Raw genomic sequence first — 11,688 nt, forward strand, 5'->3', positions numbered from 1 at the left:
CGATGACGTCAATGCGAGAACGATTTTCGACGACGCTGGCCGCGGCCCTCGCCTTTGCAACGCTCGGCCTCGTGCAGGCCGCAGCCGAGCCGCTGACGGTGCGCATCGGCTTTGCCAATGTCGGCGCCGACAACCGCCAATTCTCAGGCGGCTCGTCGGCCGCGATCGCGCATTCCGAGCATTACGTCGAGCAGGAACTCAAGGACAATCCGGACGTCAAGATCGAATGGTCGTTCTTCAAGGGAGCAGGGCCGGCGGTCAACGAGGCCTTCGCCAACAATCAGCTCGATTTCGCCCTGCAGGGCGATCTGCCCGAGATCATCGGCCGTGCCAACGGCCTGAAGACGAAGGTCCTGATCGCCTCCGGTGCGCATGCGCCGATCTATCTTGCGGTGCCGGCGGGCTCTCCGATCCGCAAGGTCGCCGATCTGCGCGGACGCAAGGTGTCGATCTTCCGGGGCACCAACAATCATCTGGCAGCGGTGAAGGTGCTTGCGGGCTACGGCCTGCAGGAGAAGGACGTCCAGGTCATCAACATGGATACCGCGACGACGAACGCAGCCTTGACCTCGCGCGATATCGACGCGGCCTTCGGCAACTTCCCGCTTGCCAGCCTGGTCGACAAGAACATCGCCGAGATCATCTATACGACCAAGGGCGACAACCCGGCCTATGAGCGGCATTCCACGCTGATCGGGCAGGAGGCCTTCATCGCGGCCCATCCGGACATCACCCAGAAGGTCGTATCCGCCATCGTGCGTGCCGCGCGCTGGTCGTCAGAGGAAGCCAACCGGGACGCCTTCTTCGAGATCTCCGCACGCTCCGGCTTTCCAGCCTCCGGCTATCGGTTCGATTTCAAGGACCAGGAGCTGAAATATCGCAACACGCCGCTCATCGATGCCTCGATCATCGAGAGCTATCGCTTCCAGGCCAAGCAGGCCAAGGAGTTCGGCCTGCTTCGCCGGAATGTCGAGATCGATGGCTGGTTCGAGCGCTCCTTCCTCGACAGGGCGCTTAAGGACCAGGGCCTCGTTGGCTATTGGCAGGAATATGGGCCCGACGGCAAGCCGGTGGCGGCCGGCCAATGAGCATCGTGGTTGAGCGGACAGGTCGCGCCGAGACGCCGGCCACGAACGCGGCGACGCCGCGCGGCCGGCTGGAAGTACGCAGCGTCTCGAAGGCCTTCACCGTCAATGGCGCCCCGATTGCGGCACTCGATAACGTCTCGCTGGACGTTGCGCCCGGCGAGTTCGTCGCCTTGCTGGGCCCCAGCGGCTGCGGCAAGTCCACGCTGCTGCGGCTGATTTCGGGGCTCGACCACGACTACGACGGGACCATCGTGCAGGATGACGAAGCCGTCACCGGCACGAGTCTCGAGCGCGGCATCGTGTTCCAGGAGCCGCGACTGTTTCCCTGGGCAACGGTCCGGCAGAACATTGCGCTCGGCCTCAAGAACGCGCCGATCAGCGAAGCCGAGAAGCGCGAGGCGGTCGCCGCGCACATCTCGCTGGTCGGTCTCGACGGCTTTGCCGAGGCTTATCCGCATCAGCTGTCCGGCGGCATGGCGCAGCGCGCGGCGATCGCGCGCGGGCTCGTCAACCGGCCGCGCCTGCTGCTGCTCGACGAGCCCTTCGGAGCGCTCGATGCTCTGACGAGGGCCCGGCTGCAGAACGAGCTGCAGCGCATTTGGGCGCAAGAGAAGATCACGATGATCCTGGTGACCCATGATGTTGAGGAGGCCGTATTTCTCGGCGACCGCGTCGTGGTGCTGGCGCCCCGGCCCGGTCGAATCTCCCGCAGCTTCGATGTCGTGGCCGACCGGCCACGCGAGCGCAGCGACGATCGGCTGATCCGGCTCCGCGACGAAGTGCTGCGGACGCTCGAGCAGGATGACGGTGACCCGGCAGCCGGCCACGACGGAGGGAGCGACGCATGAGCGACGCCGTCCTCGAAACGGAGCTGCGTCAACGTGGCCTGTTCGGCGCCAGTGGCCTGCGCGAATGGCGCGGTGCTGCCGCGGTCTCGGCCCGCGCCGGGCGCATGAAAGCGTTGGCCTGGGTTCTGATCTTGCCCGCGATCGCGCTTCCGGTCTGGATCATCGGCAGCGAGCGCGGCTGGCTGGCCGAGCAGATCCTGCCTCGTCCGGCCGACGTGCTGCACACTTTCGGTGAGATGATCGCCAGTGGCGAGCTGGCGCAGCATGCCGGCATCAGCCTGCTGCGTGTGCTGTTCGGTTTCGCGGTCGGTGCCGGGGCAGGCCTCTTGCTGGGGGCAGCAATGGGACTGTCGCGGCGGGTGGACGAGCATGTGCGTCCGTTGTTCACCGCGATCGCGCAGGTGCCGGCGCTCGCCTGGATTCCGCTCGCGATGCTGCTGCTCGGGATCGGCGAGACGCTGAAGGTCGTCGTCATTGCCAAGGCCGCCTTCGTGCCGGTTACGATGAACACCAGTGCAGGGATCGCCAACGTACCACGCGCGCTGGTCGAGGTCGGAGAGACGTTCCGTTTCACGCGGTTGCAGATGCTGCGCCACGTGGTTCTGCCTGGCTCCGTGCCGCCGATCTTCACCGGGCTGCGCTATGGTCTCACCCATGCGTGGATCGCGCTGGTCAGTGTCGAGCTCCTCGCTTCATCCGAAGGTCTCGGTTATCTCTTGGTCTGGGGTCGGCAGATGTTCTGGCTCGACACGGTGCTGGTCGCGATGACGGCGATCGGCGTAATCGGCTTCGCCAGCGACAAGTTGCTGGCGACCGTCGAGGCTCGGCTGCAGCGGTGGCGGACCGATGGCGTCTGACGATCTCAGTACGCGATCTGCTGTAGTTACCCTGCGGCGCGGTCTCGTGCTGCCACTGCTGTTATTGGCTGTGTGGGAGGCCGGCAGTCATTCCGGCTTGGTCAATCCGCAGTTCCTGCCGCCGCTCGAGAAGGTCGGCCGGGTCGCCTGGCAGGAATTCAGGAGCGGCGAACTGCCTTTTGCGCTGGCGACGAGCCTCAAGCGCGATCTTCTCGGCTTTGCGCTCGGTGCCAGCATCGGGATCGTCGTCGGCCTTCTGCTCGGACTGTCTAGAATCGCCGATCGCATCTTCACGACCTGGTTCAACGGTCTCAAACAGATTGCGCTGCTGGCCTGGATTCCGCTCATCTCGCTATGGTTCGGTTTCGACGAGGCCGCCAAGATCGTCTTCATCGCGCTCGCTGCGGCCATTCCCGTCATCCTCAACACGGTCGAAGGCGTGCGGTCGACCTCGACGAAGCTCCTGGACGTCGGCGATGTCTTCAGGTTCAGCCGCCTGCAGCTGGCCTGGTCGCTCTATCTGCCTGCCGCAACTCCCTCGGTGCTGACCGGGCTCCATCTCGGCCTGATCTATGCTTGGCTTGCGACCATCGGCGCCGAGTATTTCATGGCGGCGGGGCCCGGGATCGGCGGCCTGATCATCTCGGGCCGCGAGCGCTTCGAGATGGCGCTCGTGATGTTGGGGATCGTCGTCGTGGGACTGGTCGGCTTCGCGGTGGATCGAAGCGCGACGCTGCTCGAACGGCGGCTGGTGAAATGGCGCACGGCGAGAATGAGGAAGCACAATGACGATCATTGAAAACACGACGGCGATTGCCGCGGAGGACGACATCACGGCAGCGCTGCGTAAGCGCTACGGCGCGCACGTTCCCGAGATCGCGTCAGGCGCCAACGACATCCTGGCGCATCTCCTGGCGCATCGTTCGATCCGCAGCTATCGGCCGGACCCGGTGCCGCGGCAGACGGTGGAGACGCTGGTGGCCGCGGCGCAATCGGCCGCGTCGTCCTCCAACCTGCAGACCTGGAGTGTCGTCGTGGTCGAAGATCAGGCGCGCAAGCAGCGTCTGTCTGAATTCGCCGGCAACCAGAAGCACATCCGCGAGGCGCCGCTGTTCCTAGTCTGGCTCGCCGATCTGTCGCGTGCGGAGCGTCTGGCGAAGCGGGAAGGGCGGCCCGATGAGGGACTCCATTTCCTCGAAACGCTTCTCGTTGCCGTCATTGACGCGGCGCTCGCCGCCCAGAATGCTGTGGTCGCTCTGGAATCGCTCGGGCTTGGGTCGGTCTATATCGGCGCGATCCGCAACCGCCCGCAGGCTGTCGCCGAAGAGCTTGGCCTGCCGCCGAACGTGCTCTCCGTGTTCGGCCTGTGTGTCGGTTATCCCGATCTTTCGGCGGGCGAGGACGTCAAGCCGCGGCTGCGGCAAAGCGTGATCGTGCATCGCGAGCGCTATGCCCCGTCCGACGAGGTCGACGGAATAACGGCCTATGACGAGACGTTGCGCGGCTTTCAGACCGCCCAGGGCGTTGCCGCGATCGGATGGCGTGAAGCGGTGCTCAACCGGCTCGGTTCGGCAAAGGCGCTCAACGGCCGCGACAAGCTCGTGGATGCGTTACGTGCGCTCGGCTTCGGGCTGAAGTAGCAGCAGAACTTGCGTTGTTCTCGTAACCTCGCCATCCGCCAGTTGCTCGTTCCTCCGGATGCGCCAAGTTTGAAAGCCAATTCTGCCGGCTTTGCGTATAGTTTTGGTTCGAACGTCATTGTCAGCGTGGTCCTGACTTCGTGCGACGAGGATCTGCTGACGCCGACGTGCAAACAAAACCGTATCGCATCGGGAGCATGCCATGGCCACCGTCCACTCAGTTTCGATATCAAATCCGCTTTCGGGCCGTTCGATTCCGTTGTCCGACGTGTCCAGGCTGTCGGCGCGGATCGGCGCGGAGATCCGCAACGTGAGATTATCGGGCGATTTGCCCAATGAAACCGTCAAGGAGATCAACGATCTGCTGCTGCAGCATCGCGTCGTCTTTTTCCGCGGTCAGGATCATCTCGATGATGCCGAGCAGGAGCGTTTTGCCAAGCAGCTCGGCGATCTCGTGCCGCATCCGACGGTCGGCTCGATCAAGGGCACTGCGTCCATTCTCGAACTCGATTCCGCGCGTGGCGGCGGTCGTGCCGATTCCTGGCACACGGATGTGACCTTCGTCGATGCCTATCCCAAGGCTGCGGTGCTGCGTGGCGTCGTGATTCCGGAGTACGGCGGCGATACGATCTGGTCGAATACGGCCGCGGCCTATCAGGATCTGCCGGCGCCGTTGCAGCGGCTCGCGGACGAGCTCTGGGCGGTCCATAGCAATGCTTACGATTATGCCGCGACTCGCACGCAGGCGACGGAGGCAGATCGCAAGCATTTCGACGAGGTGTTTACCGGTACGATCTATGAGACCGAGCATCCGGTCGTTCAAGTCCATCCGGAGACCGGCGAACGAACGCTCGTGCTTGGGAATTTCGTTCAGAGGTTCGTAGGACTTCGTAAGGGCGACGGTCAGAAGCTGCTCGAACTGTTCCAGTCCTACATCACGGCGCCCGAGAACACGGTGCGCTGGCGCTGGCAGACGGGCGACGTGGCGATCTGGGATAATCGGGCCACGCAGCATATCGCGGTCAACGACTATGGTGATCAGCACCGCATCGTGCGGCGCGCCACCATCGACGGCGGCGTTCCGGTCGGCATCGACGGCCGGCGTAGCGTCACGCGCATCAAGGCGCCGAAGCCGGTCGGCAAGGCCGCCTGACATTATGGCGAAGGCCCGCGACGTCGCGCGGGCCTTCGTCCTTGATGCTCACTTCATGTAGTCGGGCAGGCTGAAGCCGTCATAGAAGCGATCCGCTAGGATCGCGGCCTTGAAGCTCGGTGATTTGTACGCCGCCGCGATGTCCTTCGCCCAAGCGGTCTCGGCATTGCCACGCTTGACGGCGACCACGTTGATATAGGGCATGGTCATCTTCTCGAGGGCGAAGGCGTTGGTCAGTTTCAGGCCACTGAAGATCGCGAAATTGCCCTGGATCGCCGCGAAGTCGACGTCGTCGAGCGCGCGCGGTGCTTGCGCTGCCTCCAGGGGAACGATCTTGATGCCGCCGGGATTCTTGATCACGTCGAGCTCGGTGACGTCGACCGGCTTGGAGTCGCGAATTTCGATCAGGCCGAGGTCGCGCAGGATCCACAGCGCGCGCTGCAGGTTGACGGGATCATTGGGCACCGCGACCTTGGCGCCTGCGCCGATCTTCTCGCCGAGCGCGTGCTTCTTGGAGTAGATGCCCATGGGCGGCGTCGGCACATGCACGATGCCGACGAGATCAGTGTTCTGACGCTCGTTATAGGAGTTCAGAAACACCGTGTGCTGCATCACATTGGCATCGATTTCGCTCTTGAACACGGCATTGTTGGCTTCAAGCCCGGTCGAGAATTCGACGTAGCGAATCTGATAGCCCTTTTTCTGAAGCTCGGGCGCGACGCCGACTTTGAATTCGTCGATATAGGGACCGGGGACGAAGCCGACCTTGAGATCCTTCTTCTCCGGCGCTTGCTTCTCAGGACCTTGGGCGAATGCGCCGGGACCGGCGAATGTCTGAACGGTGAAGGCGACCAAGAGGCAAAGGAAACGTAGTCTGGTCATTATCGGCATGAGACGTCCGGGGCTTGGGGCAAACAAAAGGCGGCGCGATGCCTCGCATGGCATCCGCGCCGCCGTGAGATCAGGTCTCAGGCGATCGCCTGGACCGGATGAGTGTAGGCGCTCGCCGGCCGCTCGAGGCCGTAATGCTCGCGCAACGTCTTGCCGGTGTAATCCTCGCGGAACAGGCCGCGCTTGCGCAGGATCGGCACGACGTGCTCAGCGAACAGGTCGAAGCCGCCCGGCAGCCAGGGTGGCATCACGTTGAAGCCATCGGCCGCGCCCTGCTCGAACCAGGTCTGGATGTTGTCAGCGATCTTCTCCGGCGTGCCTGCGATTACCCAATGGCCGCGCGCGCCGGCGAGACGCTGGATCAGTTGCCGGATCGTCGGCTTTTCCCGGTCGACGATGTCGACCACGAGCTTGAAGCGGCTGGCGACGCCACGCGCTCCGTCCGTCTCGATCAGATGCCGCGGGAACGGCCCGTCCAGGTCGAAACCGGATAGATCGAGGCCCAGCATCTGGCGCAGCTGGACCAGCGAATATTCGGGTTGGATCAGTTTGTTGAACTCGCCCTGCAGACGGTCTGCCTCGGCCTGCGTCGAGCCGATGAACGGGCTGATGCCGGGAAGAATCTTGACGTGGTCGGGATTGCGGTCGAGCGCACGCGCCTGGCGCTTGATGTCAGCATAGAACCCCTGCGCGCTGGCAAGCGTCTGGTGCGCCGTAAAGATGGCCTCGGCAAACCGCGCAGCGAAGGCCCGGCCGTCATCAGAGGAGCCCGCCTGCACATAGACCGGCCGTCCCTGCGGCGAGCGCGGCACGTTGAGCGGCCCGCGCACGCGGAAGTATTTCCCGACATGGTTGACCGGATGAACCTTGTCGGTGTCGGCAAAGATGCCGGATGCGGGATCGTTGACGACGGCGTCGTCTTCCCAGCTGTCCCATAGCGCCGTGATGACGTCGAGGAATTCCTTGGCGCGCTCGTAGCGCTCCTGGTGCGGCGGATGTTCGGGCAGGCCGAAGTTCTGTGCCGCCTGCGGGGCGCTGGTCGTGACGATGTTCCAGCCGGCGCGACCGCCGCTCAGATGATCGAGCGAAGCGAACAGGCGGGCGAGGTTGTAGGGCTCATGATAGGTGGTCGAGGCGGTCCCGATCAGGCCGATGTGGCTGGTGGCCGCGGCGATGGCCGACAGCCAGGTGATCGGTTCGAAGCGGAAGCGCTGCGCGTAACGGACATTGTCCGCCAGCGCGGGACCATCAGCAAAGAAGATCGCGTCGAACTTGTAGTGCTCGGCAGTACGGGCCAGCTGCTGATAGTAGCTGATGTCGAGCGCCCGGCTTGCCGCCGAGCCCTTATAGCGCCACGCAGCCTCGTGATGGCCGCCCGGATAGATGAAGAGGTTCAAGACCAGCTGGCGGTGGTGGCTCATGGGGCGCTCATGTCTTGGGACTTGGATAGGAGAGGTTGACCGAAGGTCACCGGCCGTAGATCGCTAGTCGGGCTTGCGTGCAAAGGCATAACGTAGGTAACGCGCAAGTCTCAGTCCCTCCGGTGTCCGATGAGCTTCGACCAGCTCGGCGAATGCGGCGCGAATCCGCCTGCCTTCGGCGTAGGTGAAGCTGTCCAGGAAGTTTCCGAATGCGCTGCTCTCGGACCAGCCGAGCAGTTCATCGACGTTGCCGTGGGTCTCGACCAGGGTACGTAACTCGCTCTGGTAGCCGACGAAGCCCGCCTGCTCGAATAACGAACGAAGCTCGTCGTCGGTGGCCGCATAGACGCCATGGGCGCTCAGCCGGCCTTCATCAAGTCCGGCTGCGGCAATCGCGCGGCGCAGCAGGAGACGCGACTCGTGGGGGGCAGTCGGATCCTGGATCGTGAGCCCGATCCGGCCTCCCGGTCGAAGTGCCCGACGGGCTTCCTGTAGAACCATCCGCTTGTCGGAGATCCAGTGCAGCACGCTGTTGAGATAGATGACGTCGAATTCGTCTTCTCCGAAGCGCGAGAGATCCTCGGCACGGCCGGTATCGAACACGAGGTTGCTGGACTGGCGCAGCCGGGCGATGGCGATGCGGCTTTCGAGAGGGTCGATGCCGACGACGCGACCGCCGGGTCCGACGAGATGAGCCGCAAATTCCGCAAGCCGGCCCGTTCCGGCGCCGACGTCGAGTACGCGTTCACCGGGCTTCAAAGCGAGCGGCTCGAGCAGGAGCTTGCCATGGTTGAACTGGATGACGCCGAGCTGCTCATAGGTGCGGGCGAGCTCCGGCGTGTCCTGGTGGAGGCTGATGACGGCAAGAGGGTCTGACATCGCGATATCCGTCCGAGCGCTGCGGCCGAAAGAGGCATGGGAGGCGGCCGTACAGGATTGAAATCTACCGGCTTCATCCCGATGCTGTCGATGAAATGGAATTGCATTGTTGTCGACGAAGCGAGCATGAACGCATCGTCCGCAGCGCGGACGGATGCTGCGCATCTTTCGAAGAAAGAATGAGTTTCGTCTGGCGAGAAGCACGGGCCGACCGGGAATGCAGATAGATCAGAGCGAACACGTAGTTCGTTTCACGATCATCGGCTTCGTCAGCCGATCATTGCATCTCTGCGAAAACAAAGCTTGTTCTGTTTCATTGACCAAGGTGCGATCGCTCGTAGGATAAATGGCGAGATCGTTGCTCTCGATCGTTTCCCCGGAAGGGTACAGCATGAGCGGAGATCGGCTATTCCTGCTAGCGCCAGGGTTTCGGGATCCGGAGCGGCCGGGCCGCTTCTTCGTATGCCCGCACTGCAATGCGATCGAGGGGCTGCTCGGTTCGTTTCCGGGTCTTGCAACCCAGATCGAAGTCCATCGGCTGCCGTTCGAAAAGCCGAGGCTGGCGATCATGGACCTGCTCGGCGAGGGGCATCAGTCACTTCCGGTCCTAGTGTTCGACGATAACAAGCCGGTGCCGGACGAGGCGCAGATCGCCAACGGCAGGCGTTTCATCGACAGTTCCGAACGTATCCTGCACTACCTGGCGGACCGCTACGGCTTTCCGCATCTCCACTGACCTCCATCATCCTTCGGAGACGACGCATGCCAAAACCAGACCTCGACCAGGCCGCGCGCGACACGCTGCGGCTGATCGGCCCTGATCCGCAGAACTGGGTGCCTGATCGCGACGGCGTCGACCACAACGTCGTCGTGGTCGGCGGCGCTCATTCCGGCAGCGCCTTTGCGTTCGCGCTGCGCCGCGCCGGCATCGGCAAAGTCGCCATTATCGACGCAGCTCAGGATGCGGCGGCCAGCGGCATCTGGCTCACGACTGCGCGGATGCACAAGCTGCGAACGCCGAAGGCCCTGCCGGGGCCCGAGCTCGGCCTTCCGGGTCTGAGCTTTCAGTCCTGGTACGAAGCGCGGCATGGCGAGGCCGCTCATTCGGAAATCGACCGGATCCCGCGCGTCGACTGGGCTGCGTATCTGGATTGGTACCGGTCCGTACTGAACATTCCGGTCCAGTACGGCACTCGGCTGCTGCGCATCGAGCCGGTCAATGACCATCTGAAGCTGCACATCGAGCGTGACGGCGCGACGCGGATCGAAACCACGCGCAAGGTCGTCCTGGCCAACGGCTTTCTTGGAGCGGGTGGCCCCCATGTCCCCGAAGTGATCGAGAGCAGCCTTCCGCCGTCGCTCTATGCGCATACCTCTCAGGCGATCGATTTCACGGCGTTGCGCGGCAAGTCCGTGGCTGTGGTCGGAAGCGCGGCTTCAGCATTCGATGCGGCTGCGGCGGCGCTCGAGAGCGGGGCGACGCAGGTGCATCTGTTCGCGCGCCGACATGAGCTCGCCTCCTTGCCGGTGATCCGCATCAGGGGCTATCCCGGTGCCTACGACAATTACGGTACGTTGCCGGATGCCATCCGCTGGCACCAGGCGATCCGCTTCAAGCACGCCGGCTCGACGCCACCGCCGGACGCGATTGCCCGCGCGGTCAAACACCGCAATTTCCATCTGCACCTGTCATCGCCCTGGAGCGAGGCTCGGACCGAGGGAACACAAGTGATCGGAGTGACGCGACGCGGAGAATTCAAGTTCGACTTCGTCATCGCGGGAACCGGCTTTACGGTGGATGCCAGGCGCCGGCCCGAACTGGCTGACTTTGCCGACGAGATCCTGTTGTGGCGCGACCGGTTCAAACCACCTGCTGACGAGCAGGATGAAGGCCTCGGCGCCTATCCCTACCTCGGCTCCGGCCATGAATATCTGGAGAGGCGGCCGGGGCAAGCGCCGCTCCTGAGGGATATTCACGTGTTCAACCCCGCTGCTTTTGTCAGTTATGGCTTGCCGGTCGGCGACATCCCGAGCTTCAGGCGCGACATTCCGGGCGTTGTGGCCCGGATCAGCCGCGATCTGTTCCTGGCCGACCTGCCGGCGCATGAAGTCCGCATCAACGGCACCGTCGATCCTGATTTCAACGCTGAACTCTACGCGTCGGCCATCTGGCGCGGGCCGCTCGAGGTCGCTGCGGAATAGCCGGAGCGGCCGGTGCTCGTGCGCCGCGTGGCGAGCGTAATCAGGGCTTCTGGAGGTTGGAGCTGCCGACCTTGTTGCGCAAGGACGCCTGGGTCCCGGTCGCACCGCCCGGCAAGTGCGATCCCGCCCATGCACCAATCCGGCGCGGCGTTGGTGTTGCGGCTTGTTACATCGGCGCCACGATCACGGCGCGTTCGCTGGCCACGCGCAGCCACGCCTGGACCACGGCGCTTGGCCTGGCGCGCCTCAGCGACGGTCTGCTCGATCGATTCTGCTTGATCGCGGTTGGCCAGTTCACCGGGGCGCGGGGAGAATTGGAGATGACCCAGCAATCCTGTTGCGTACCGACCGCGCAGCTCACGAAGAAGAAGGCCGAGAAGATGTCGGAAACGCTCAACGCCTTGGGGATAAGTCTCCTCAAATCGTGCCCCCAAGGCGACGGGGTCAACGTTGCCCCAAGATTGCTCCCAAAAGCCGGTTTGTTCGCAGACTGTTCTTGACCTTCCACCTACTAACTGCTTGATAAGTCTACATCGGAAGGGTGGCCGAGTGGTTTAAGGCACCGGTCTTGAAAACCGGCGTACCCGCAAGGGTACCGTGGGTTCGAATCCCACCCCTTCCGCCAGCTCCGCCGATTGTGCGATTGCATCCGCTGATATCGCCGATTGCCGCAGACGATACGCGTGATCGAGTCATCCGATGATGAAAC

At 63.6% G+C, this 11,688-nt stretch carries 12 protein-coding genes and 1 tRNA gene; 10 read left to right on the plus strand and 3 right to left on the minus strand.

What is annotated here, in order from left to right; translation table 11 throughout:
• The first annotated feature begins 2 nt into the window (after nucleotides 1-2).
• From QXZ85_RS19615 to QXZ85_RS19640, 6 genes are all read left to right on the plus strand, one after another.
• A complete protein-coding gene (locus QXZ85_RS19615) occupies nucleotides 3-1,088 on the plus strand; it encodes an ABC transporter substrate-binding protein (protein WP_315703955.1) in 1,086 nt (361 codons plus the stop codon).
• Nucleotides 1,085-1,936 (plus strand): ABC transporter ATP-binding protein, encoded by an 852-nt coding sequence (locus tag QXZ85_RS19620; protein ID WP_315767845.1) that lies wholly within the window; start codon nucleotides 1,085-1,087, stop codon nucleotides 1,934-1,936. Before QXZ85_RS19615 ends, QXZ85_RS19620 begins: the two co-directional genes overlap by 4 nt.
• Nucleotides 1,933-2,793, plus strand: a complete 861-nt coding sequence (locus QXZ85_RS19625) for an ABC transporter permease (protein WP_315742148.1) — start codon at nucleotides 1,933-1,935, stop codon at nucleotides 2,791-2,793. Before QXZ85_RS19620 ends, QXZ85_RS19625 begins: the two co-directional genes overlap by 4 nt.
• A complete protein-coding gene (locus tag QXZ85_RS19630; RefSeq protein WP_316174663.1) occupies nucleotides 2,783-3,592 on the plus strand; it encodes an ABC transporter permease in 810 nt (269 codons plus the stop codon). The genes QXZ85_RS19625 and QXZ85_RS19630 overlap by 11 nt, the downstream gene beginning before the upstream one ends.
• The gene (locus tag QXZ85_RS19635; protein WP_315703951.1) at nucleotides 3,579-4,433 is read left to right on the plus strand and encodes an NADPH-dependent oxidoreductase; all 855 of its coding nucleotides are present in this window, start codon (nucleotides 3,579-3,581) and stop codon (nucleotides 4,431-4,433) included. The genes QXZ85_RS19630 and QXZ85_RS19635 overlap by 14 nt, the downstream gene beginning before the upstream one ends.
• A 226-nt stretch (nucleotides 4,434-4,659) precedes the next feature.
• Nucleotides 4,660-5,586, plus strand: a complete 927-nt coding sequence (locus tag QXZ85_RS19640) for a TauD/TfdA family dioxygenase (RefSeq protein WP_316174819.1) — start codon at nucleotides 4,660-4,662, stop codon at nucleotides 5,584-5,586.
• Nucleotides 5,587-5,634: 48 nt separating this feature from the next.
• On the opposite strand, the gene QXZ85_RS19645 is transcribed toward QXZ85_RS19640, so the two are convergent.
• The 3 genes from QXZ85_RS19645 to QXZ85_RS19655 all read right to left on the minus strand — a co-directional run bounded on the left by QXZ85_RS19645 (nucleotide 5,635) and on the right by QXZ85_RS19655 (nucleotide 8,777).
• Complete coding sequence (locus QXZ85_RS19645) at nucleotides 5,635-6,477, minus strand: MetQ/NlpA family ABC transporter substrate-binding protein (protein ID WP_316174665.1); 843 nt, start codon at nucleotides 6,475-6,477, stop codon at nucleotides 5,635-5,637.
• Nucleotides 6,478-6,554: 77 nt separating this feature from the next.
• Nucleotides 6,555-7,898 carry an LLM class flavin-dependent oxidoreductase gene (locus tag QXZ85_RS19650; RefSeq protein WP_315703949.1) on the minus strand — a complete coding sequence of 448 codons (1,344 nt, stop codon included), beginning with the start codon at nucleotides 7,896-7,898 and terminating at the stop codon, nucleotides 6,555-6,557.
• 63 nt (nucleotides 7,899-7,961) lie between these two features.
• Entirely contained in the window at nucleotides 7,962-8,777 is an 816-nt protein-coding gene (locus QXZ85_RS19655) for a class I SAM-dependent methyltransferase (RefSeq protein WP_316174666.1), read from the minus strand.
• A 391-nt stretch (nucleotides 8,778-9,168) separates the two neighbouring features.
• Between QXZ85_RS19655 and QXZ85_RS19660 the strand changes: the two genes are divergently transcribed.
• The 4 genes from QXZ85_RS19660 to QXZ85_RS19675 all read left to right on the plus strand — a co-directional run bounded on the left by QXZ85_RS19660 (nucleotide 9,169) and on the right by QXZ85_RS19675 (nucleotide 11,604).
• On the plus strand, nucleotides 9,169-9,513 hold the full coding sequence (locus QXZ85_RS19660) for a DUF3088 domain-containing protein (RefSeq protein ID WP_315703947.1): 345 nt from the start codon (nucleotides 9,169-9,171) through the stop codon (nucleotides 9,511-9,513).
• Between the two features lie 26 nt (nucleotides 9,514-9,539).
• On the plus strand, nucleotides 9,540-10,979 hold the full coding sequence (locus QXZ85_RS19665; protein ID WP_315806884.1) for an NAD(P)-binding domain-containing protein: 1,440 nt from the start codon (nucleotides 9,540-9,542) through the stop codon (nucleotides 10,977-10,979).
• Between the two features lie 71 nt (nucleotides 10,980-11,050).
• Nucleotides 11,051-11,479: a hypothetical protein gene (locus QXZ85_RS19670; RefSeq protein ID WP_315764313.1), complete on the plus strand. Its 429-nt coding sequence runs from the start codon at nucleotides 11,051-11,053 to the stop codon at nucleotides 11,477-11,479.
• Nucleotides 11,480-11,514: 35 nt separating this feature from the next.
• A tRNA-Ser gene (locus QXZ85_RS19675) sits at nucleotides 11,515-11,604 on the plus strand.
• Nucleotides 11,605-11,688 lie beyond the last annotated feature (84 nt).

Origin of the sequence: Bradyrhizobium sp. SZCCHNGR1005 (genome assembly GCF_032489995.1) — a bacterium.
Taxonomy (GTDB): Bacteria; Pseudomonadota; Alphaproteobacteria; order Rhizobiales; family Xanthobacteraceae; genus Bradyrhizobium.